We start from the raw sequence: 23735 nt of genomic DNA on the forward strand, positions 1-23735 counted from the left end.
GCGCCTTGATCAGCCTAGGGCAAATAAGACGCTCATGAATAGAAGGCGTTCTTTGCCTTCAATTCATGAGTGGCTAGGACCCTAGAGGGGCTAGGCGCTGGAGCTAGACACTAAAACTAAGTACAAAATTTTATACTTACCTTTTAAAAAAGGATCTTCCTGAGATCCTTTTTTAATTAATATTTTGAATACTTTTAGTCTATCTTCTTATTATCTTTACTCCGTTCTTTAATAAATATTTATTTTCGAAGAAAACCTAAGAGGGAGATAGAGTCCTGATTTCATGTTGATTTCAACATGAGCACCAGCCAAACTTTTAATAAAGCACTTAGCGGATTTTGTATCTCTCAATTCAGTAGCTAGAAGTCAATTCCAATCGATATCCTGTACTAGAACCCATCATTTTCCCTTTTACAAAGTATCGATTAAAGAAAGCATATAAAATCAAGACTGGCATTGTAAAAACTATGGATGCAGCCATGATATAGTTCCAGTAACTTATGTATTGCCCTTTAAACGTATTCAAACCTAATGGAAGCGTGAACATTTCTACATCTGACATCACAATGAGAGGCGTAATAAAAACGTTGTCAATACTTTTAGAACATACTAGAAAGCGTTTATTACAGAGCTTGTCGCGCACGCCCTTTTCTTGAATAATGCACTAATTGGAAAATATTGACAAATTTTGTTTTAAGAAGATATTGAATAACTTATAACTAGTTATTGTCAGGGTATGAGTGCTTACTATTAAGTAAGGATTGTAAATCACCTCTATAAAGAGTATCTTTTAACTCTTCGTATCTAAACGGGATTAATGGCGAAAGATAAGGAACCCCTGTAGACTTTAGATTTGTCATATACAAAATGAGGATTGTTGTGCCAGCAATTAAACCAGTGAATACTTTTCAAAACTGCTATTATTTATTTTTAATCTTTTCCAATAAAGATATAATCTTATCATTTTGCTCAATGATTGTTCGATTTTGATTTCTTAATTTTGTAAAATCAAACAAATATACTAATAAGATTATGACGATAAAGAAACCCATACCTTCACCCCTAACTACTTTCCTAAATTATACCATTTAACGGTTAAGTAACCTTTTATTTATTTGATTGTTATACTTAAACTTTTAAAAAAACGTCTTAAATCCATTACCGACAATGGTTTAAGACGTTTCATCCCTTTTATATTCAAGACTTACTATGCTTAATAAAACACTACAAGTTTCTCACCTTACATGAACATATCTAAGATTAAGACACCGGCAAGTCCAACTAAAGAAATAATGGTTACCATAACAGACCAAGTTTTAATTGTCTGCCCAATAGAAAGGTTAAAGTATTCTTTGTAAATCCAGAAGCCTGCATCATTTACGTGTGAGAAGGTAACGCTTCCAGCACCTGCAGCTAATACCATCAATTCCGGGCTAGCCCCAGTTGCAGCGACAAGAGGTGCGGCAATTCCTGCTGCGGTCATACCTGCTACTGTTGCAGAACCTACTGCTACCCTAAGAATCGCTGCAATTAGCCAAGTTAAAAGCAACGGAGAAAGAGTAGAGCCAGCCATCATATCAGAAATATATTTGTCAATGTGGCTGTCCACAAGTACTTGTTTGAATGCTCCGCCTGCAGCAATGATTAATAAGATCATCGCAATACCACTGACAGAATCAGTAAGAGATTGCATAATTTCCGGCATTTTTTTACCTAAGTTTAGACCAAATGTAAAGAAAGCAACAAGAACTGAAATGAATAGTGCAATATTCGCATTTCCGATAAAGTCCGTCACCGGTGCAATTGCTGAGTTTGGAGCAAAAATTTGTACACATGCTTGTAAAGCAATAAGAATAACAGGTAAAAGTGCTGTGAAAATACTAATCCCAAAACTAGGAAGTTCTTCTTCTTTAAATTCCTTAGGGTTAAATAATCCTTTTGGAATCTCGATTTCTAGTGATTCTTTCTTAAAGAATTTGACATAAACCGGACCTGCAAGAATAAAAGCAGGGATTGCAATGATTATTCCCAGAATTAACGTTAAGCCAATATTTGCCCCAAACACGTTTGCTATTGCAGTTGGTCCTGGGTGTGGAGGGACAAATCCATGCATTGTAATCAGTGCAGCAATAACCGGCATCCCAATATAAAGGACAGGCACTCCTGCTGCTGTTGCAATTGTAAACACTAACGGGATAAGAACAACAACCCCTGTTTCAAAGAATAAAGCGATTCCAACTACAGCCGCAGTTATGACAGCAGCAAGTTGAATTTTCTTTTCTCCGAATGCGTTAATCATGGTTGTCGCAATTCGTTGTGCACCACCTGAATCGGTCATTAACTTACCAAGGATACCCCCGAAGATAATAATCATCGTAAGGTGTCCAAGTGTTCCTCCTAATCCGGTTTCAATTGATTCTATTGCCTCTATCGGAGTCATTCCTTCCAGAACTCCTACAACTAGGGAAACAAGAAGTAATGCTACAAAAGCGTTTAATTTAAACGTCATCATTAATAGTAATAACAGAGCTACCCCTATCGTAACTGAAATAATCGGCATTTTTTATTCCTCCTATTTGAATAATAAAAGAGGTTCACCACTATAAGGAGTCTACATTAATCCTTTATTCTTGCTGTCCTAAATTTCTGTACTGAATGTGTAGACTCCTTACTTAAATCAACCTTTTTAGAAATATTGTCTCGTTTTCTAATCTAGCTCCCAGAGGCTTGGACACTAACACCTTGAGGATTGTCATACAAAGGTCTAAGTTTTCTTATTAGTTGCTTAACTGTTCAACAACTTCTCTTAAATCTGTCTTTGTCCCTACGTTTCCTGGGAAGATAACATAAGAAATCCCAGGGAACTTGCTTTCACTGCCTGTTGTCCAAACTGGAATTCCAGGTCTAATTTGTCCCGCTACCGTCGCTCTTTTGACTTCAAGACCTTTTGTTCCAATATCACTTGATGTGATACCGCCTTTAGCAATGATGAAGGAAGGTCTTGCTTCTAATCTTTTCACGATACTTGTTACAGCATCAGATATTTTTACAGATAGCTTTAATTCCTCTTCTTTTTTGCCCTCACCAAGATCAAGCCTTTCCCGTTTTGTATAAACGGCGACATTTTTCCCGTTCGAGATCAGCTTATTCGTTGATTCTACAACTCGATCAAGTTCTTTTTCAAATTTTTCAGGTTCTAACACAAGGTGAACATTGAATTCAATAAACTTAACTTTATCCGCTTTTTTCAGTTCTTCAAACTGTTCTGTTGTTTTTTTGACATGTGAACCAATAATAACGAGGCCGCCATTTGTTGTCTCATCACTCATCAATTCCTCGCGGGAAAGTAAAGGCTTGTCACTAACGCCTCCAATTACTTTCGTTAGTGCGGCTGCACTTCTAAACATGAAGTTTTTTCCTTTATTGATTGCTCGAATTAAAGCAATAGTAAAGATTTTCACATCAGCATAATCCACTGCATTGACAATGACCTTATTAAAATCTTCAACATTCAACAGTTGCTGTTCAATCGTTTCAATATCAAGAGAACGCAGACTTTCAAGGGAAATATACGTCATATGCTCAGCTTTGTATTCACCTTGAGATTTTTCTTCTGCCCATTCACCCAGGTGTGATTTTGTATAACCAAACGTACGGTCTTTTGCAAATTCCGTTTCTCCTGCAGGGACTAGTTGATCATCATATTGAACATAGTGGATATTATCAATTGTGAAACGTCCTCCTTCTTTAAAAAATGGCAGGATGACTTCACCGTCAAACTTACTATCAGAATTTGCTTCAACCGTTTCCTTTAATACCTTAGTTTCTAACGGATAATGGCCTCTTAATGTAGAGTCGCCGCGGCTAATAATGATAAATTCACGATTGAACTTCTTTGCTGCTTGGACAATATTAGCTGCTATTTCTTGATGTACTTGATCTGTTTCTGCAGCTGTAAATCCGCGTGAGTTAGTTAAAACAAAGAACATGGCATTTTCTTCTCTAAATCCTTCTTCGATGCTGTTCAACGTCCAATCTGTAAAAACGGAAATCCCATGAACGGTTTGAACTCCAGTTGGATCATCATCAAGAACGATAATTTTTTTATTTAAGTTTTTAAGTTCCTTCTGTATCATTTCATTCACGGTGGCTGTATCAACAGCTGGTATTCTGTTAAACACTTCTTCTACTAATCTTTTATTTGTACTCATTGATTAGAACCACCCCTTACTTCTACGTTTGCAAGCTTTTCATAATACTGAACGATACCGCCGTGGTCATCCATTAGCTTGCCATCAACCTTTAAGGCATGAAAAATTTCTAATAGATGGCTTGATAATGGAAGAGGTACACCAATTTCATGAGCGGTATCCATTACATTTGTCATATCCTTCATATTGATGGCAATCGTACCGCCTGGTTCAAAATTTCTTTCCATAATTAATGGAACCTTTGCATCGAGTACCGCACTGCCTGCTAATCCGCCTCTAATCGCTTGATACATTTTTTCAATATCAATTCCAGCTTTAGCTGCTAATACTAGTGCTTCAGACATCGCAGCAATGTTAAGGTTTACAATGATTTGGTTAGCCAGCTTTGCCGTAACCCCGCATCCGCTGTCTCCAACTAATGTCACATCTTTTCCCATGTCCATTAGAACAGGTTTGGCAGCTTCAAATATTTCTTCCTTCCCGCCAACCATGATGGCTAATGTCCCGTCAATTGCTTTTGGTTCACCTCCGCTTACTGGTGCATCTAAAAAGCCAACGCCTCTTTTTGCAGCTTCTGCCGCAAGTTCCTTTGAAACATCAGGTGTAATGGAACTCATATCAATAATAATCGAGCCTTCCTTCGTTCCTGCTAAAATTCCATTGTCTCCTAATACAACAGCTTTTACATGTTTAGACGCTGGAAGCATGGTGATAATGATTTCACTTTTTTCTGCAGCTTCCCTCGCTGAACCAGCTGCAGTTGCACCCGCTTTCAATAATATTTGTACTGCATCTTGATTAAGATCATGAACTGTTAACGAATGTCCTGCCTTAATCAGGTTTAAAGCCATAGGTTTTCCCATTATGCCTAATCCGATAAAGCCTATTTTTTGTGTCATACTGAATTCCTCCTATTAAATGATGGTTTATACCGAATTAATCACTCGGTCATATTGTAAAGTAAAATAAATTGTTCAATAGCAATCGCTTACATCAATGTTTATGTTTTTATTGTATACTATAAAATTATTTTTGTATACATTTTATTGTTTTTTCGTATACACTTTAATTTAAACAGTATACTTTTTGCTGTTATGTCTGTTTAATCCAGTATGATTTTTAAAAATAATTTGGTACTATGGATATTAATAGGAAATAAATACTGGGGTGAAAAATTAGTGCTTGAAAGTAATAGCTCACGGCCTGCTTATCATCAGTGTTATGAAATCCTCCGTGATAAAATCTTGAATGGTGAGATTTCAGGTGGTACCAAAATAGTGGAAGAAAAAATCGCTGCTGAACTTGGTTTTAGCAGAACACCTGTAAGAGAATCAATACGAAAATTAGAAAATGAAGGACTTATTGTTAAAAAGAGAGTGGTTAAACCTACGGAGAAGGATTTACGAAATATGTTCAGTGTCCGAATCCTGTTAGAGGGATACTCTGCTAGATGTGCTGCAAATTTTCTAAAAGATAACGAAATTGAAAAACTGTACGAATATGTTGAGATTGGCAGAAAAGGAAGTAAGGAAGAAATCATGGCGGCCAATGAAAGCTTTCATAATGATATTGTGAAGGCGAGCAATAATCCGGTTATGATTGATATTATCGATCGGATGCAGGCGATTATTTACCTATTTCGAAAAACAGTTGTGATTTATAATCGACCACATCTCATTGATGAACATGAGGAAATTTATGAAGCCATAAAGTCTAGAGACGGGGAAAAGGCTGAAATTCTAATGAAAAAACACTTGGAAAATGACTTAAGCTTTTATCTGCATCTTATGAGCAATGGGTAGGGATTTCCTAAACCGAATGGAAAATTGAACTCATTTTATTGCGGATATGCTCTCTTTTCTAAAGTACGAGAAACTTGTATACTCCTTTGATTCCAATGGCTTTTAGATATGGTAAAAAGACAGACAGTTCCTTTATTAGAACTTGCCTGTCTTTTGTCTATCCTTTAATTGTGCAAAAGTTCCCCATTGGGTGCTAGGCAATAACCTCAAAGCCCGCTTTGTTCACCCAAAATTCCTTTGCTTTTTGTTGATCTTCAACATATACTGCCACAGTTCCTATCTTCGTAATCATCAGATGGTCCTCCTTCAAAATATTTTCGATTTTTATCGTAGCAAAACCGTTTTTATTCATCTTGAAAAAAACGACATTCTTTTGCTCATTTAGCACCTGCTTGTTTAATAACGTTTTTTGATAACATTCATTAATAATAGCATCATAAAAGAGATGATTAAAATGACAACTACCCAAGACCAAGCTAAAGTCATATTTCCCGAGTCCATAGCTACATAGATAGCAGTCGGTATCGTTTGTGTTACCCCAGGTATATTTCCTGCAAACATGAGAGTAGCTCCAAATTCGCCAAGTCCCCGTGCGAAGCTTAAAATAGTTCCAGTTATAATGGCTTTTGAAGCTAACGGAAGAGAAATAAACATAAAAACCTTCATCTCGTTAGCCCCATCAACTCTTGAAGCATCTTCAATTTCTCTATCGATCGTTTCAAATCCAGTTATTGCTGACTGATACATTAGTGGAAAAGCAACAACAACCGCAGAGATAACAGCAGCCCAAAATGTAAAGATAAGAGGCTGATTAAATAGAGTTTCAATCAATTGACCTAAAAATGATTGCTTACCAAATATCACAATTAAGAAAAATCCTACCACTGATGGAGGCAAAACTAATGGTAAAAGCAGAACGGTATCGATAATCGATTTTCCTTTAAAGGTTTTATTAGCCATTATTCTTGCAGTTAGTACACCAACTATTAATACAATTAAGAGTGAGAAAGAAGCAATTTCTAAAGAAAGTTGAATTGGAGACCAAAAGATATCATGAAATGTCATTTTAAGAGATTGGAAAATCCGTATTCCTCTAGAATAGTTAAAGCTTTATCAGATTGCATATAGTCAAAGAAAGCTTTTGCTTCTTCTAGGTTTTTACTCTCATTAATTATGCCTAATGGATAAATAATTGGTGTGTGTGTACCTTCTTCTGCTGTTGCTAAAACATTTATTTTAGAAGAAATGAGTGCATCGGTATTATACACAATACCAGCATCTACATTTCCTGTTTCTACATATGTCAAAACTTGTCTTACATCTTTAGCATAGACCATCTTGTTTTTAACACCTTCCCACTCACCTATGTTTTCCAGCATTTCTTTTGCATATTTTCCAGCTGGTACCGTTTCCGGGGTCCCGATCGCTATTTTTTGCGCTTTATCATTTAAATCACTAAATGATTCAATACCGTTCTTACTTTCTTTAGGAGTTACCAGCACAATTTTATTTCCAACTAAATCAACCCCATTTTTTTGGTCAATGTAACCTTTATTCACTAGTTCATCAAACTTATCCTTTGCAGCTGAGAAAAAAAGATCTGCTGGTGCTCCCTGTATAATCTGTTGTTGCAGTGTTCCAGAGCTCCCAAAGTTATAGGTAACTTCAATGTTTGGATGCTCCTCTTCAAAAGTTGTTTTAATTTCATTTAAAGCATCGGTTAAACTCGCTGCTGCTGATACCGTTATTTCTGCGTGCTCATGACTATTTTCTTGTGTTTCTTCTGTTACTTGTCCTGCAGCGTTACAGCCGGTTACATATAGCAGCAAGATTAATATAGGTAATAATCTTTTCATTAAAATCCCTCTCTATAATATAATTAGATATAACTAAATATAATCAATTGTAACTAATTATAATATATTATTGTCAGATTTTTTCACATACTTTTAATCCTTGTTTTCTTATCAAGTGGTTATCGTTACAATAAATCAAAAGGAGGTTTAATATGACCAATGAAATTTCATATACCGTTGAAGAAGTAGCTAATTTATTAAAAGTATCTAAATTAACTGTTTATGACCTGATAAAAAAAGGGAAAATTCCTTCATTTAAAGTCGGCAGACAAATGAGAGTCAATGCAAAAGATTTAGATTCATTTATAAGCGGAAAACAAGCAGAGCATACTACCGGACTTCACCCTTCTTCTACTAATAATAAACAAAAACAGCAAAAAGAAAACAAACAACATGTATTAATAAGCGGCCAAGATATGATATTAGACATACTCGGGAAACATATAGAAAAGAAAGGAAATTTTAAGGCCTTAAGGACTTATGAGGGAAGTTTAAACAGTCTCCTTGCGATGTATAGAGGAGAGTGTGATATTGTTAGTTTACATATGTTTGATGGTGATACAGGAGAGTATAATGTTCCTTTTGTTAGAAAGATATTAATTGGTTTTCAATATACTATTATAAATTTAGTGTCGCGAAAAGCAGGCTTCATGGTACAAAGAGGAAATCCGCAAAATCTAACTACGTGGAATGATTTAAAAAAGAAGAAGATTCGCTTAGTGAACCGTGAAATAGGTTCAGGAGCAAGAATATTACTTGAAGAACAATTAAGAATCAATAACATATCCCTTTCGGAAATTTCAGGGTATGAAAATGTAGAAACAAGTCATTTAAGTGTAGCGTCTTCTATCGTTTCTGGAAAAGCAGATGTAGGAATTGGAATTGAAAAGGTTGCAAAAATGGTAGGTCTTGATTTTATCCCTTTAATTACCGAAAGATATGACTTAGTGATGATCCATAATCAACAAAATCAGGAAATCATTGAAATCGTAGAAGGTATATTACGTACTGCTTCTATAAAGGAAGAAATTCAATCTTTAGGAGATTATGATGTTTCACAAACAGGACAAGTAGTATATAAGACAAGCTAAGGTCTGTATAGTACTCCCCCTTAGCTTGTCTCCCTCTAAGAAAAAGCTCTCTTTATTTAAAAAAGATGGTTGTCAAAATATATCCTTGTTTTCCCGAGGACTAACTCAAAGATGTCTAACAATTCATCTCTACCAAGGACTTAAACATTAAAAAGTGCTTTCAGTAAATCTGATGGTCCTTTTTACTAACTAAGAAGTGAGATCTTGAATGATTTCTGCCAGTCTAATCAGCACATTTTCTATTTGTTGGAGGGAAGCATATGAATAAGATAGGCGGAGATGTTGTTGATCATTTCGATCATAAACATTTCCCGGGTTAAGCAAAATGCCTGCTTTTAATGCTTTTTCAAACAATCCTCGCATTGAAATTTGTTTGTTTATCGAAAGCCATATATAAAAACCACCATCTGGTTTATTCCAGGTTGCTATGTCTTTAAAGTATTTATGTAAGATAGCGACAGTAAAGTCTCTTCGAAATTTTAATTCTCCTCTTATCTTTTTAAGATGTTGATCGTATAAACCAGATGATAGATATTCCGCAACAGCATACAGAGATAGAGAACTAGCCCCATAGTCTGTTTGCATTTTTATATCGGATAATCGATCAATGACAGGTTCAGGACCAATTACCCACCCAATTCTAAGCCCAGGACCAAGGGTTTTAGACATGCTTCCTACATATAATACAAGACCTTGGTTATCCATTGCTTTTAATGGAATTGGCGGTGACCCTTCAAACCATAAATCACCGTAAACATCATCCTCAATTATCGGCAACCTTTCTATTTGACAAACATTTAATAACTCCGTTCGTCTTTGTGAAGACATTAATATCCCTGTTGGGTTGTGAAAAGCTGGGATGGTGTATAGTAAAGCTCCGTTATGCTGTTTTTTTAACCTTCCAATTGTATCCGTCACGATGCCTTCATTATCCATAGGAATACCAAATAAATTCATTCCTGCTGATTGAAAGACATGAATTCAAATAGGAAGGAGATTCAAGGAAAATGGTTGATCCACGGTGCAATAAACCTAAAGAGATCAATTGTAATGCCTGGAGAGCCCCTGAAACAATCAAGATTGAAGAAGGCGAAACATCAATTCCTTTAGATTTTATATATTCACTTATAATTTCCCTTAAGTAAAGGTTCCCTTTCGGTTCTGAATATCCTAAAGTGAACATCTTTGAAGAATTGTTTTGGAAGATTTGTTTCATTTTCTCAAAAGGCAATAGTTCGGGAGAAAGCTCACCTGTACCAAGGCGTATGATGTTGGGATTTGATTCAGCTCTATTGATTTCTTGTATGATTTGTATGTTGGATTGATAAGAACCTGCCTTCACATAGCTGTTCCAATCAGGCGGAGAAGTAGAAGCGAGTAAACTCCAAGTATTATTGACAACAATCGTACCTTTTCCAACTTTTGATTCAATGAATCCGTCCGCTGCCAGCTCTCCCATCGCATAAACAATTGTACTGCGATTAACTTGAAATTTTTTTGCTAGATCCCGTTGTGAAGGGATTCTGGTTCCGACAGACCATTCACCGTTCATTATTTTCCTTTTCATATATTCCGATATTTGTTGATGCAATGGTATAGAAGATGACTTGTTTAACATCCATTCTTTTGGCACAAAGAAAACCCCTGACTTTTTCTTTCAATTATATCCGATTGGTTGGATAAAGTCTCAACCAATTGGTTGGAGACCTACCTCCCTTTTTCCTATAAAATATAGGTAGTAATTAAACTGGAGGCGTAAAAATGTTAGAAGCTATACTTCATGGTTTTATCTTAGCACTCGGGTTAATCCTACCTTTAGGGGTGCAAAATGTGTTCGTGTTTAATCAAGGTGCTACACAATCTCAATTTTCGAGAGCATTACCAGTCATCATTACTGCATCCATTTGTGATACGTTACTAATTTCCTTAGCTGTTTTAGGGGTTTCTATGGTTGTTCTTGAATATGAGTGGTTAAAAACAGCCCTCCTCTCTTCAGGTATTTGTTTTTTACTATATATGGGGTTTGTTACATGGAGAAGTAAACCTATGATGGATCAACAGGATGATAAAGGTTCATTTTCAGCCAAAAGGCAGATTGTCTTTGCTATGTCTGTATCTTTATTAAATCCTCATGCTATTTTAGATACAGTTGGTGTCATCGGAACAAGCTCCTTAACCTATTTAGGAGTCGAAAAGATAGCATTTGCTGTTTCTTGCATACTTGTTTCATGGGTATGGTTTGGAGGACTGGGGATTGTCGGGAGAATGTCAGGAAAACTGGATAAATCAGGGCGTTTTTTATTCATTTTAAATAGGATTTCAGCAATCGTCATGTGGGGAACAGCAGGGTTTATCGGATTTAAACTTATTTGACAAAAGTTCAAATGGCCAAAAATCGATTTATTCTTTTTGATTTTGTCTCAAAGAATGCCTCGATTGCACTAATCTCGATTTATTCATTTTGGTAATGTCCCATAGAATGCTTCTATTGGACAAATCTTGATTTATTTATTTTAGAAAATGTCTAATGAATTGGCTTTATTGGACAAAACTCCAGTTTAAACCCTAGGTTAATTCTCCCCTCAAAAACCTGTCAATCAACAAAAAATGCAGTCCAACTCATAGGTGAATTGGACTGCTAATTAGTGTGTGATTTAATGTAATGTGCTCAAAAACTTTCTCATCATAACTATTCTTTTGAAACATGTCGCTTCTCTAACACCTTCAACACTTCATCTAGCGGAAGCTTTTGCTCTCTTAATAGGACCATCAAGTGGAACAGTAAATCGGCAACCTCCCATTTTAGTTCCTCATGGTCTCTATTTTTAGAAGCGATGATCACTTCGGCTGCTTCTTCTCCTACCTTTTTTAGAATCTTATCGACACCTTCAGTAAATAGATAGGTAGTATAAGAACCTTCAGGAAGCTCGTTTTCACGTTCTGCAATGAGTTTTTCAAGGGTGTTTAAAATTTGGAAACGATCTTGTTTTACATCAACGACTTCCTGTTTATCAATCGTTTCGCTAAAGCATGTATATGCTCCAGTGTGGCAGGCAGGGCCTGCTGGCTGTACGAGAACCAAGATGGCATCCTGATCGCAATCGTATCTCATTTCCACGACCTTTTGGATGTTTCCTGATGTGCCGCCTTTATGCCACAGCTCTTGTCGGGAACGGCTGTAAAACCATGTTTCCTTTGTTTCCAATGTCTTTTTTAACGATTCCTCATTCATATAAGCTAATGTCAGTACTTCTTTACTTGCCGCATCTTGTACGATTGCTGGAACTAGTCCGTTCTGGTCAAATTTAATCGTTTCGATCATCGTACATTCACCCCCTGGTTTTCTAAATACGCTTTAACTTCCTTTACAGATGTTTCTTTATAATGGAAAATCGACGCTGCTAACGCTGCATCTGCTTTTCCTTCTTGGAATGCATGCAAAAAGTGTTCAGCATTCCCTGCGCCGCCTGAGGCAATAACCGGAACAGATACTGCTTCACTTACCGCTTTGTTTAGCTCAAGATTAAAGCCGTTTTTCTCACCGTCGCTGTCCATGCTTGTTAACAGGATTTCACCGGCACCGCGCTTTACTGCCTCCTGTGCCCACTGAACAACCTCCCATTCCGTTGCATTTCGGCCGCCATGTGTATACACGCGCCAGCTGCCTAATTGCTCATCATATTTTGCGTCAATCGCCACAACAATGCATTGGGAACCGAAAAAGTTGGCTCCTTCTGTTATCAGATCCGGATTCAGCAAAGCAGCTGTATTTAACGATACCTTATCTGCCCCTGCGCGAAGAATTCGTTTCATGTCCTCAAGTGAATTGATCCCGCCGCCGACAGTAAATGGGATGGCAAGCTGGGCAGCAACCTGCTCAACAACATCTACCATTGTTTTCCGTCCTTCATGGGAAGCAGAGATATCAAGGAACACAAGCTCATCTGCGCCCTCTTCATCATAAAATTTCGCCAATTCGACCGGATCACCGGCATCCCTTAATCCTAGGAATTGAATCCCTTTTACCACTCGTCCTTCTTTTACATCTAAGCATGGAATAATGCGCTTTGTAATCATGATTGGTTTCCTACCTTCAATGCCTCAGTCAGACTAAATTGATTTGTATAAAGGGCCTTGCCGACAATCGCACCTGATACGCCTGTCGATTCGTATTCAGAAAGGGTTTCTAAATCCTTTAAAGAGCTCACACCGCCAGATGCGATTACTTGCTTATTCGTTGCCTTTGCCATTTCAACGATTTCCTCGACATTCGGCCCTGACAGCATGCCATCTGTCGCAATATCTGTGAAAATAAATACTTCAGCACCAGCGTTCGCAAGCTCTTTGCCAAGATCTGTCGCTTTTACATTAGACGTATTTAACCAGCCCTCTGTTGATACATAACCATCCTTCGCATCAATGCCAATCGCAATCTTTTCCCCATATTTGCTGAGCATTTTTTTCACGAAATCCGGATTGGAGATAGCTGCACTTCCTAAAATAACGCGATCCACACCATTTGATAAATAGAATTCTACATCTTCCTCGGTGCGAATGCCGCCGCCGATTTGAATCTTTGCGAAAAGCTTCTGTGCCGCATCAATGACATGCTGGTGATTAACAAGCTTACCTACCTTTGCCCCGTCTAAATCAACCATATGGATCCAGCTGGCACCTTGGTCATCGAATTGCTTGGCCATGTCAAAAGGAGAATCGCCATAGACCGTCTCTTTGTTATAATCGCCTTGAAGCAGGCGTACGCATTTGCCGCCCCGCATATCGATTGCAGGATAAATGATAAATTGGCTCATCTTCCTTCTCCCTCCACGAGCTTAATATAATTTTTCAGAATGGCCAGCCCTAGCTCACTGCTTTTTTCAGGGTGAAATTGGGTGCCAAATACATTGCCCTTTCCAACAACTGCGGGAACATCAACGCCATAGTCTGCCGTTGCCAACAGCGTATCCTTCTCTTCTGTGTTAACATAATACGAGTGAACAAAATAAGCATGGCCGCCTGATAATCCTTTAAGCAGCGGGCTGTCATTTTGTATCTGTAATTCATTCCAGCCCATATGCGGCACCTTAAGCGTTGTTCCCCCAACCGTTTCTGGGATCTTGACCACCTTACCTGGTAATAGGGCTAACCCCTTTGAAAGCCCATTTTCTTCACTTTCTTCAAAAAGAAGCTGCATACCAAGACAGATGCCTAAAAGCGGCTTGCCCTCGGCAACAATTTTTTGAATAAAATCCGTCAAGCCTGTCTCATTTAAAATCGACATTGCATCTTTAAACGCACCAACACCCGGAAGAATGTAGCCATCTGCTTTTTCAAGCTCAGCTTGATCGGGTGAAAGAATATAGTCCACATTCATCCGTTCAAGCGCTTTTGAGACACTATATAAATTTCCCATTCCATAATCGATAATGGCAATCATTTTATAACATTCCTTTCGTTGAAGGAAGAACCCCCTCAATACGTGGATCAATCATGGTCGCTTCATCTAAAGCTCTTGCTAATGCTTTAAAAATCCCCTCGATCATATGATGTGTGTTTTGTCCATAGTGAATGATGACATGAAGGTTGATGCGTGCTTCAAGGGCGAACTTCCATAAAAACTCATGAACATTTTCCGTATCAAATGTTCCGACTCTCTTACTTGGAAAATCTCCTTTTAATTCAAAATGCGGACGGTTGCTTAAATCAACAACAACCTGGGCAAGCGCCTCATCCATTGGTACAAACGCATTGCCGTAGCGTTTAATACCGCGCTTATCACCTAATGCTTCACGAAGGGCCTGACCTAAACAAATGCCAATGTCCTCTGTTGTATGGTGGTCATCTATTTCAATATCTCCGTTCGCTTCTACTGTTAAATCAAATTGGCCGTGCTTTGTAAAAAGATCCAGCATATGATCCATGAACGGGACAGATGTTTTCAGTGAAGACTGCCCTGTGCCGTCTACATTAAAGGCTAAGGAAATTTGCGTTTCTTTCGTATTTCGTTCAATTGATGCCGTTCTTGTCATCGTGATTCCCCCTTATTTTAATCGTGCCTCGAGCGCGCGGGCGTGGGCTTCTAATCCCTCTAGTCTCGCTAGCTTCGCGATTTTTGCATAATTGTTATAAAACGCTTTTTCACTGTATGAAATAATACTTGATTTTTTCACGAAATCATCAACATTTAACGGACTTGAAAAGCGTGCTGTTCCATTTGTCGGCAGTACATGGTTAGGGCCTGCGAAATAATCGCCGACAGGCTCAGAGCTATAGCGGCCAAGGAAAGTCGCCCCTGCATGCTTCAAGTCATTCAAGATCGCTAACGGATTTTCGGTTAGCACTTCAAGATGCTCTGGTGCCAGTTCATTAACCACCGCAATCGCTGTTTCCAGATTTTCTGCAACATAAATATGTCCGAACGTTTCAATGGATGCCTCGGCAATTTCCTTACGCGGCAAGGCAGCTGCCTGTTTTTCTACCTCAGCTTTCACTGCCTCTGCTTGTTCCATTGAGGTTGTGACAAGAATGCTTGATGAGTTTTTATCATGCTCTGCTTGAGATAATAAATCTGCGGCAATTTCATTTGCCCGTGCTGTCTCATCACTTAACACAACAATTTCACTAGGTCCGGCAATCATGTCAATATCAACGATGCCGAATACCTCGCGTTTCGCCAACGCCACATAGATGTTCCCTGGGCCCATGATTTTATCAACCGCTGCAATCGTTTCTGTTCCATAAGCAAGGGCTGCAATGGCTTGCGCACCGCCTACTTTATAAAGCTCAGTGATGCCCAACTCCTTTGCCGCAACTAGTACACCTGCAGGCAGTGTGCCTTGTTGGTTTGGCGGTGATACTAGGACAATCCGCTTTACTCCTGCAACTTGTGCCGGGATCACGTTCATGAGCACGGATGAAGGGTAGGCAGCGGTTCCGCCCGGTACATAAACACCAACCGCATCCAATGGCGTAATTTTTTGCCCAAGCATTGTCCCTTCATCGTTGTAGCTGAACCATGACTCCCGCTTTTGTTTTTCATGGAAGGAGCGAATGTTTGCCGCTGCTTCACGGATAATCTCGACTAATTCTTCATCAAGCTCACTGTAAGCTTTAGCAAATTCATCTTCTGTTACCTTTAGGCTTGATAAAGCTACTTTATCGAAGGTTTCCGTATAAGAAAAAAGCGCCTTGTCTCCTTGTTCGCGAACAGCAGAAATAATTGATTGCACAACCTTACGCTGTTCTTCTGTCCCAGTATCAATCGTCCGTCTTAACGATACTTTTTCATCCGTAATCCGAGTAATTTTCATCCCTTTACCCCCCAATTACTTTCGATAACCGTTCAACAAGCTCATCGATTTGCTCATCCTTCATTCGGTAGCTGACAGGATTGACAATGAGGCGGGATGTAATATCACAAATCCGCTCAAGCTCGACTAACCCGTTTTCCTTTAATGTTCTGCCTGTAGAAACAATATCGACAATACGGTCCGCTAAACCAATTAATGGAGCGAGCTCAATCGAACCATTTAACTTAATGATTTCAACTTGCTCCCCCTGTTCACGGAAATAGCTTGACGCCACCTTTGGATATTTTGTGGCCACTTTAGGTGCAACATCATCAAGCTTTGCATTTGGCAGTCCGGCAACAGCTAAATAGCATTCACTAATGTTTAAATCCAGAACCTCATAGACATCGCCTTCTTCTTCAAGCATGACATCCTTGCCGGCGATTCCGACATCAGCCACGCCATGCTCAACATAGGTCACGACATCCATTGGCTTTGCTAAAATAAACCGAATGTTTTCGTTTGGCACATCGATAATCAGTTTTCTTGATTCGTCAAATTCAGGCGGGAGCTGGTATTCGGCTTTGCGAAGCATTTCGACTGCTTCTTCAAAAATTCTCCCTTTTGGCATCGCAATGGTTAATACATTTGTCACCTACAGCTCCTCCTTTCTTGAACCGATAAAATAGTCAACCTCTATAAACTGCTTTGTAAAGGCATCTACATCTTTAATTCCGCTAATATCCTGCATCACGACCCGCTTCTTGCTCTCGCGGAGCTCTGCTGCATAGGCAATCGCTTCTGCACGGCGTTCCTGACTATAGATCACACATTGCAGCTTTTGCTCTTCCGTTGTTTTTAGCGCTTCGATTAATCGATCAAGTCTTAAGCCAAAGCCTGTTGCAGGTGCGGCCCGATTGAATTTTTCAAAGAGATGATCATATCTGCCGCCATTTCCAATTGGGAAGCCAACATTATCTGCATACACCTCAAATAAAATGCCAGTATAGTAGCTCATATGACTGACAATATTTAAATCAAGCTTTAAATAATCCGTGACATTGAACGCTTCAAGAGTGGACCAAAGCTGACTGATTTCCTCAAGCGCATCACTTGCCTCTTCAGATGAAATAAGATCCTTTGCTTCACTTACTTTATCGATGCCGCCGCGAAGTGTTAGCAAGGTGAATAAGCGCTGTTTATCAATCGATGAAAGCGGCAATCCCTTCACATGCTCTTTATAGCCGACATAATTTTTTTCATATAAGAAGCGTCTTAGCACATCAGCGCGTTCCTGATTGCCTAATACTTCTTTAAACAAAGCATTCGCATAGCCAATATGTCCGATTGCAATTTTAAAATTCTCAAGTCCGGCTTCTTTCAGAGAAGCAACCATTAAAGCAATCACTTCTGCATCTGCGCTTGTTGTTCCGTCCCCGATTAATTCCACGCCGACCTGCTCAAACTCCGCAGGGCGTCCTCCTTCACGCTGCTGGGCGCGAAAGACATTTGCCGAGTATGCCAGACGTAATGGATAAAGATTATTATATAATTTAGAGGCAGCTACACGGGCAATCGGTGCTGTCATATCCGGTCTTAGCACCAATGTATGTCCTTGCTGATCTAATAATTTAAAAAGCTGCTGATCGAGAATCGCTGATTGAACGCCAACGGTTTCATAGTATTCAAGTGTCGGTGTTTCAATAAACTGGAATCCCCATTGTTCAATAACATTTGTCATTGCTTGCCGAGTCTTCTTTTTTATTTCATATAAAGCTGGTAATGTATCAACCATACCAAGCGGTTTTTCAAACATAAACATGTGTCTTTACCCCCGTCATTGAATTCGATTTATAAAGTGAGACTTCATCCAGTGGAGGTTCTTCCTACTGAATGGTAGCAAAACTTACCGGATCTTAACGGAAAGCAATAATTGGCAGGGTTATTCCTGTCCGTTAAGATGGGGAATTTTCAGAATGCTTTACTTCGCTAATATGCTAATATATTACCAAAGTGAAGAAATTATTTCAAGATTAAGTTCAGTTTTAGGCCTAAATCGTGTTTTGTTAAATTGTTTGTTTATTCAGTCTTTTTGAAATATGGCTAAACAAACGTTTAATTAAGCTTAGATTTTGTCTCATTCTAACAGAAAAGGCTACTAGTGCTTACTAGCAGCCTCTTGACCTTCCCTTTTTGCCAATTCTTCTTTTGTGTAAATAACCGTCATTGGATTTCCGCCGACAAACGCTCCAGCTGGAACATCTTTATGAACAAGGGTTCCGGCTGATACGATCGCACCGTCGCCGATGATGACCCCAGGGAGAATCGTGGAATTGGCGCCAATTAAGACCTCATCACCAATCACGACATCACCTAGCCGATATTCCCTGATCAAATACTCATGGGCCAGAATGGTTGTATTGTAGCCAATGACCGAGTTGTTGCCAACGGTAATTTTTTCTGGAAACATAATATCTGGCATGACCATTAAGGCAAAGGATGTTTGCTTGCCGATTTTCATGTGAAGAAACGTACGGTATAGCCAATTTTTCATCGCTAACCATGGCGTATATCTTGCAAGCTGAATGACGATAAAGTTTCGAACAACCTTCCAAAATGGCACGGTTTTATAAATATGCCATAAGGAATTCGCACCTGAGACCGGATATCTCGTCGTTCTTCTCACATCATTCCACTCCGACGATCGGCAATAAATCACTCATTTTTTCTAATAAATAATCAGGGTTATAGCTCGAGATATAGTCTCTCCCTTTAATGCTCCACGCTACTCCCGCTGTCTTTGTTCCGGCATTTTTGCCTGCCCCCACATCATGATGGTTATCACCAACCATGATCGCTTCCTCAGGAGATGAGCCAAGCTGAGCCAATGCCTTTAAGACTGGCTCAGGATGCGGCTTCGCATTTTCTACATCATCAAGTGTAACCACAACATCAAAAAATTGATCAAGCTTTGTAAGCTTTAGCCCCATATTAACGGTATCTCGTATTTTTGTCGTCACTATACCTAGCTTAAATCCGTTTTCCTTTAAGGTTTTGATTGTTTCAAAGACCGTATCATATTCAGTTACGAGTAAATCATGCTGCTCATGATTAAATTTCCGGTATGCTTTGACCATTTCCTCCATCCGATCCGGATCGATGCTTCCAAACGTATCATAAAGCGTCGGACCAATGAACGGAAGGACATTCTCACGTTTATATTGTCCAGGATAGTAGGAATTTAATGTGTGAAGAAATGATTCAATGATCAGCTCATTTGTGTTGATCAATGTTCCATCTAAGTCAAATAGTAATGTGTTAATTTTCATAAGTCGCTTCCTTTCTGCTCGGTGCTGCTTCAGCTTTCCGCCAAATGGCACCGATCGTGATTGTTAGTAAGATGGCAACAGATAACCGGATGATAAGCAATGGTAAAACAGGGATGCCCAGCGGGATAAAGATCAGCGTATCCTCAACTACTGCGTGACAGGCAACGAGGAAAATAAACGCTAACGTTAAATCTCTGTGGCTGACATTATCTTCCTTTACCGCTTGAATCATCACGCCGGCACCGTAGGCTAAGCCAATCGTCAGCCCTGCTACTAATGTCATCGAGGTATTTTCCTTCATTCCTAACATTCTTGTCACTGGTGCCATCCATTTTGTAAATACATTTAGCATTCCTAAATCCTTTAAAAATTGGATCGCAATCATCAATGGAATGACAATTAAGGCAAGCTGGATTACACCTAAACCTGCCTTTTGGATCGCTAAAAGAATGATCTCAAGCCAGCCATTTGGTTCTGCTTGAGTATTGTTAACAAACCCGTATTGGGCCGTTTCACCCCCGCCATGCCACACAAGATTCACAACAATCGCTGAAATTAAGGCAAGACCAATCCTTACAGCTAAAATAACCCATATTTTTATGCCAACCTTTGCGGCAACAGAGGACTCAATAAGTAAATTATGTGAAAATGACAGCATGACCGCTAAAATAAAAACCTCTTTAACGGTTAATTCCAGAGATAAAATCGCCCCGATCCCTGCATAAAGATTTAGGAAATTCCCAATAACCAACGGGATCGCCGCCTCTCCTGACAAGCCGAAAACGCCCATGAGCGGGGCAATAAGTACGGCCAGCCAGTCGAGCACAGGCGTATATTGCAGCACACTAACAAGTAATGTGATTGGAAAAATAACCTTCCCTAATGTCCAGGTTGTCTGGAATCCAGCCTGAAATCCTTTTTTTAAGCTATTCCCCACAGCCAACCCTCCTTGATGTATTTTTAAATCTGTCTTATTGACCAGAGTCTAGGTATCTCGCTTTTGAATAGCCCTTCATACGGCGGAAGATCATGATGCCTACCGCTACCGCAATTAAGACAATCGAAATAACCTGTGCAATTCTTAGCGTATCTGTCAGCATCAAGCTGTCTGTACGCATGCCTTCGATAAAGTACCGGCCAACTGAATACCAAATGACATAGGTTAAAAACAGCTCTCCGCGCCTGAAATTCGCTTTTCTTAACAGCATTAATCCAATAAATCCAATAAAATTCCATAATGATTCATATAAAAAGGTGGGATGATGATACTCTCCATTAATATACATTTGGTTGATGATAAAATCAGGCAGCATCAACCCTTCTAAAAATTCCCTTGAAACCGGCCCGCCATACGCCTCTTGGTTCATAAAATTTCCCCAGCGTCCAATCGCCTGTCCGAGGATAATACTTGGCGCCGCGATATCAGCAAGCTTCCAAAATGAAAGCTTTTTAACCTTCGCAAACACAATCCCTGTAAGAACCGCAGCAATGAGGCCGCCGTGAATCGCAAGGCCGCCGTTCCATATTTTAATAATATCCCCAGGATTTTGAGAATAATAGCCCCATTGGAAAATGACATAATAGGCTCTTGCCCCTAAGATCGCAATTGGAATCGCAAATAAAACCAGGTCAACAAATGTATCCTTATGAAGCCCTCTTCTCTCACTTTCTCGCACCGCTATCAAGAGTCCAAGCAAGGCACCAACACCAATAATCAATCCATACCAATGAATTTGAATCGGACCTAATTCAAGAAAAATGGGATCAAGAGGCTGTAAATTTTCTTCCATTTCTTCAACTCCCTGCTATCCTATTTTTTAAACCAGCATTATATGTATGTCAGGGTGACCCGCAGCTTTTTTCCTTGGGGTCTGACCCTTTAATGTGGAAATCTTATTCTTCCTCATGATCTCCTTCTTCAATCACACCAGCAAGCTTATTGGTAAATTGCTCTGCAGCATTTACCCCCATCCGTTTTAGACGGTAATTCATCGCCGCTACCTCAATAATAACCGATAAGTTTCGTCCAGGTCGAACCGGAATTGTCAGCTTAGTTACATCAGTATCAATAATCCGCATTTTTTCCTCTTCAAGACCAAGGCGATCATACTGCTTATTTTGATCCCAAAGCTCAAGATTAACGACAAGCGTAATTCGTTTAAAGCTGCGAACAGCACCTGCACCGAATAAAGTCATCACATTGATGATGCCCAGCCCGCGTATTTCTAGAAGATGCTCGATTAGTTCAGGAGCACTTCCTACTAAAGTATCCTGATCCTCTTGACGGATTTCAACACAATCATCTGCGACTAAACGATGCCCGCGCTTAACAAGCTCAAGAGCCGTTTCACTTTTACCAACACCGCTTTTCCCAATAATTAATACACCGACACCATAAATATCGACCAATACGCCATGAACCGCCGTTGTTGGCGCAAGCTTTGTTTCAAGGAAATTGGTCAAATGACTTGATAACCGCGTTGTTTTCATTGGTGAACGTAACACTGGAACACCCTCGCGATTAGAAGCCTCGATCAATTCATGCGGAGCATCCATCTCCCTTGTCACAATAATCGCTGGCGTCACATCTGTACAAAGCTCGTCCATCCGATGCTTCCGCTCCTGATCTGACAACTGAAGAAAAAACGAAAGCTCCGTTTTCCCAAGCAGCTGAACCCGTTCCTTTGGATAATATGTAAAAAATCCAGCCATCTCGATCCCAGGACGAGACAAATCACTCGTCACAATCGGCCGATTAATCCCTTCCTCACCGCTAATCACTTCAAAATTAAATTTATCAATAAGATCCTTTGTGCGAACTTTAGGCACGGCTTATCCTCCTTTATGATGAGAGCTAACTAAAACCTTTGTCATCCTTTTAATGTAAGAAAGACTCTTTTATTATTTTAGCATTAGTATTGGACATTCCAAAATAGAATTTTATTTTTGGGGATTGGAGAAAACTGGGGATGCGGTGAATTTTGGGTGGTGGGCCGAATTGGGGATGTGGATCCATAGATGGGAATTGAATCACCTATTCTATTTTTTGAACCATCCAGCTAGAGAATTGCTTCTCTTTTGGAATTTATTGAACCACTAAATTAATTTAATGAACCATTTGCTTTTTTTCAGACCGGGATTGAACCACTTATTATACTATTTGAACCACGCAGCCCCAGAATTGCGTCCCTTTTCCTTTTTTTCGAACCACTTAGTGGTTTTATTGAATCACCTCCATTTTATTAACTTTTTTCCGCCCACCCGCTACTTTTTACCAATAAACCCCTATATTACATATGAAGAATCGTTTAAAAAGGAGGACAAGTCTATGAAAATCATGATTGATGCAGGGCATGGGTATGAAACGCCGGGGAAAAGAACTGTTGATGGGATGCAGGAGTATGAATTTAATCGTACTGTTGCTAAAGAAATGAGAAAGCTATTAACCGCGTATGATGGGGTAACCGTGCTTTTTTCGCATTCTGATAATCGCGATGTACCGCTTAGCGAAAGAACAGCGAAGGCAAACCGAGAAAATGTTAACTTGTTTGTTTCAATTCATGCGAACGCACATGGTAACGGGAGAGAATGGACATCAGCAGCCGGGATCGAAACCTATGTCTATTCATCAAAGCCTATGGCCGCTTATCAATTAGCCAAAAATGTACAAGCAAGTCTTGTGAAGCACACTTCTCTCAAAGACCGTGGTGTAAAAACTGCCAATTTCCATGTGCTGAAGGAAACGAATATGACTGCGATCCTGGTTGAATGCGGGTTTATGACTAACAAAAACGAAGCAAGCCTTCTGCGTTCAGCCGCCTACCGGTTAACCTGTGCCCGAGCCATTGTAGCTGGGATAGTTACAACCTACAATCTAAAGAAAAAGACAAAAAAAGCTTCTGAAAAGGTCTTGTACAAGGTTCAAACAGGAGCCTTTGCTGAAAAAGAAAATGCACTTAGGCTGGCAAATGAGTTAAAACAGAAGGGGTATGACGCGATTATTGTGTCATCAAAAAGCAGCTAGTCAAAAAAGCAAATTCACTACGATCCATCTAAAATGCTCAGAGCTCTTCGTCTCTGAGTGTTACTGACGCTCTATAATGACAAGAAATTGATGAAATACTTTGTCCATAATCTGACGGAATTATTGGCCGGAA

The 23735-nt window shown here is 39.4% G+C and carries 23 protein-coding genes and 3 pseudogenes; 4 read left to right on the forward strand and 22 right to left on the reverse strand.

Going from position 1 to position 23735, the window contains the following annotated elements; translation table 11 throughout:
* Positions 1–352: 352 nt before the first annotated feature.
* The 5 genes and pseudogenes from Q1B07_RS22110 to garR all read right to left on the reverse strand — a co-directional run.
* Positions 353–583 (reverse strand): annotated as a pseudogene (locus Q1B07_RS22110) (hypothetical protein); the annotation flags it as partial.
* A gap of 136 nt (positions 584–719) precedes the next feature.
* Positions 720–890, reverse strand: coding sequence for a spore germination protein (locus Q1B07_RS22115; protein WP_299094218.1), 171 nt, complete (start codon positions 888–890; stop codon positions 720–722).
* Positions 891–1240: 350 nt separating this feature from the next.
* Positions 1241–2560, reverse strand: coding sequence for a gluconate:H+ symporter (locus tag Q1B07_RS22120; protein ID WP_299094190.1), 1320 nt, complete (start codon positions 2558–2560; stop codon positions 1241–1243).
* Positions 2561–2777: 217 nt separating this feature from the next.
* Positions 2778–4211, reverse strand: coding sequence for a four-carbon acid sugar kinase family protein (locus Q1B07_RS22125; RefSeq protein WP_299094191.1), 1434 nt, complete (start codon positions 4209–4211; stop codon positions 2778–2780).
* Positions 4208–5110: a 2-hydroxy-3-oxopropionate reductase gene (gene garR / locus Q1B07_RS22130; protein ID WP_299094192.1), complete on the reverse strand. Its 903-nt coding sequence runs from the start codon at positions 5108–5110 to the stop codon at positions 4208–4210. Before garR ends, Q1B07_RS22125 begins: the two co-directional genes overlap by 4 nt.
* 279 nt (positions 5111–5389) lie before the next feature.
* On the opposite strand from garR, the gene Q1B07_RS22135 reads away from it, so the two are divergent.
* Positions 5390–6013 (forward strand): GntR family transcriptional regulator, encoded by a 624-nt coding sequence (locus Q1B07_RS22135; RefSeq protein ID WP_299094193.1) that lies wholly within the window; start codon positions 5390–5392, stop codon positions 6011–6013.
* Positions 6014–6209: 196 nt separating this feature from the next.
* Here Q1B07_RS22135 and Q1B07_RS22140 read toward each other — a convergent pair.
* From Q1B07_RS22140 to modA, 3 genes and pseudogenes are all read right to left on the reverse strand, one after another.
* Positions 6210–6305: pseudogene (locus Q1B07_RS22140) on the reverse strand (VOC family protein); the annotation flags it as partial.
* A gap of 104 nt (positions 6306–6409) precedes the next feature.
* Complete coding sequence (gene modB / locus Q1B07_RS22145; protein ID WP_299094195.1) at positions 6410–7078, reverse strand: molybdate ABC transporter permease subunit; 669 nt, start codon at positions 7076–7078, stop codon at positions 6410–6412.
* Positions 7075–7869, reverse strand: a complete 795-nt coding sequence (modA, locus tag Q1B07_RS22150) for a molybdate ABC transporter substrate-binding protein (protein ID WP_299094196.1) — start codon at positions 7867–7869, stop codon at positions 7075–7077. Before modA ends, modB begins: the two co-directional genes overlap by 4 nt.
* Before the next feature lie 152 nt (positions 7870–8021).
* Between modA and Q1B07_RS22155 the strand changes: the two genes are divergently transcribed.
* Positions 8022–8960, forward strand: a complete 939-nt coding sequence (locus tag Q1B07_RS22155) for a helix-turn-helix transcriptional regulator (protein WP_299094198.1) — start codon at positions 8022–8024, stop codon at positions 8958–8960.
* Between the two features lie 189 nt (positions 8961–9149).
* Here Q1B07_RS22155 and Q1B07_RS22160 read toward each other — a convergent pair.
* Positions 9150–10593 (reverse strand): annotated as a pseudogene (locus Q1B07_RS22160) (PLP-dependent aminotransferase family protein).
* Positions 10594–10721: 128 nt separating this feature from the next.
* Here Q1B07_RS22160 and Q1B07_RS22165 point away from each other — a divergent pair.
* Positions 10722–11333, forward strand: a complete 612-nt coding sequence (locus Q1B07_RS22165) for a LysE/ArgO family amino acid transporter (protein WP_299094199.1) — start codon at positions 10722–10724, stop codon at positions 11331–11333.
* A gap of 316 nt (positions 11334–11649) precedes the next feature.
* Here the strand turns inward: Q1B07_RS22165 and hisIE are convergent, their stop codons facing one another.
* The 13 genes from hisIE to hprK form a co-directional block, all read right to left on the reverse strand.
* Positions 11650–12282 carry a bifunctional phosphoribosyl-AMP cyclohydrolase/phosphoribosyl-ATP diphosphatase HisIE gene (hisIE, locus tag Q1B07_RS22170; protein WP_299094201.1) on the reverse strand — a complete coding sequence of 211 codons (633 nt, stop codon included), beginning with the start codon at positions 12280–12282 and terminating at the stop codon, positions 11650–11652.
* Complete coding sequence (gene hisF / locus Q1B07_RS22175; RefSeq protein ID WP_299094202.1) at positions 12279–13037, reverse strand: imidazole glycerol phosphate synthase subunit HisF; 759 nt, start codon at positions 13035–13037, stop codon at positions 12279–12281. The genes hisIE and hisF overlap by 4 nt, the downstream gene beginning before the upstream one ends.
* On the reverse strand, positions 13034–13771 hold the full coding sequence (gene hisA / locus Q1B07_RS22180; protein WP_299094203.1) for a 1-(5-phosphoribosyl)-5-[(5-phosphoribosylamino)methylideneamino]imidazole-4-carboxamide isomerase: 738 nt from the start codon (positions 13769–13771) through the stop codon (positions 13034–13036). The genes hisF and hisA overlap by 4 nt, the downstream gene beginning before the upstream one ends.
* Positions 13768–14397 carry an imidazole glycerol phosphate synthase subunit HisH gene (hisH, locus tag Q1B07_RS22185; protein WP_299094204.1) on the reverse strand — a complete coding sequence of 210 codons (630 nt, stop codon included), beginning with the start codon at positions 14395–14397 and terminating at the stop codon, positions 13768–13770. The genes hisA and hisH overlap by 4 nt, the downstream gene beginning before the upstream one ends.
* Before the next feature lies 1 nt (position 14398).
* On the reverse strand, positions 14399–14989 hold the full coding sequence (gene hisB / locus Q1B07_RS22190) for an imidazoleglycerol-phosphate dehydratase HisB (protein WP_299094205.1): 591 nt from the start codon (positions 14987–14989) through the stop codon (positions 14399–14401).
* A gap of 12 nt (positions 14990–15001) precedes the next feature.
* Positions 15002–16270: a histidinol dehydrogenase gene (hisD, locus tag Q1B07_RS22195; protein WP_299094207.1), complete on the reverse strand. Its 1269-nt coding sequence runs from the start codon at positions 16268–16270 to the stop codon at positions 15002–15004.
* A 4-nt stretch (positions 16271–16274) separates the two neighbouring features.
* Positions 16275–16904, reverse strand: coding sequence for an ATP phosphoribosyltransferase (gene hisG / locus Q1B07_RS22200; RefSeq protein ID WP_299094209.1), 630 nt, complete (start codon positions 16902–16904; stop codon positions 16275–16277).
* Entirely contained in the window at positions 16905–18071 is a 1167-nt protein-coding gene (locus tag Q1B07_RS22205; protein WP_299094210.1) for an ATP phosphoribosyltransferase regulatory subunit, read from the reverse strand.
* Between the two features lie 336 nt (positions 18072–18407).
* Positions 18408–18935, reverse strand: a complete 528-nt coding sequence (locus Q1B07_RS22210; protein WP_299094211.1) for an acyltransferase — start codon at positions 18933–18935, stop codon at positions 18408–18410.
* Between the two features lies 1 nt (position 18936).
* A complete protein-coding gene (gene ppaX / locus Q1B07_RS22215; protein WP_299094212.1) occupies positions 18937–19578 on the reverse strand; it encodes a pyrophosphatase PpaX in 642 nt (213 codons plus the stop codon).
* Positions 19568–20515: a nucleoside recognition domain-containing protein gene (locus Q1B07_RS22220; protein WP_299094213.1), complete on the reverse strand. Its 948-nt coding sequence runs from the start codon at positions 20513–20515 to the stop codon at positions 19568–19570. Before Q1B07_RS22220 ends, ppaX begins: the two co-directional genes overlap by 11 nt.
* A 34-nt stretch (positions 20516–20549) precedes the next feature.
* Positions 20550–21368, reverse strand: coding sequence for a prolipoprotein diacylglyceryl transferase (lgt, locus tag Q1B07_RS22225; protein ID WP_299833741.1), 819 nt, complete (start codon positions 21366–21368; stop codon positions 20550–20552).
* 103 nt (positions 21369–21471) lie between these two features.
* Positions 21472–22407 carry an HPr(Ser) kinase/phosphatase gene (hprK, locus tag Q1B07_RS22230; protein WP_299094215.1) on the reverse strand — a complete coding sequence of 312 codons (936 nt, stop codon included), beginning with the start codon at positions 22405–22407 and terminating at the stop codon, positions 21472–21474.
* A 499-nt stretch (positions 22408–22906) separates the two neighbouring features.
* Between hprK and Q1B07_RS22235 the strand changes: the two genes are divergently transcribed.
* Positions 22907–23602: an N-acetylmuramoyl-L-alanine amidase gene (locus tag Q1B07_RS22235; protein ID WP_299094216.1), complete on the forward strand. Its 696-nt coding sequence runs from the start codon at positions 22907–22909 to the stop codon at positions 23600–23602.
* The last annotated feature ends 133 nt before the right edge of the window (positions 23603–23735 follow it).

Source organism: uncultured Metabacillus sp., from assembly GCF_947503125.1.
Classification (GTDB): domain Bacteria; phylum Bacillota; class Bacilli; order Bacillales; family Bacillaceae; genus Metabacillus.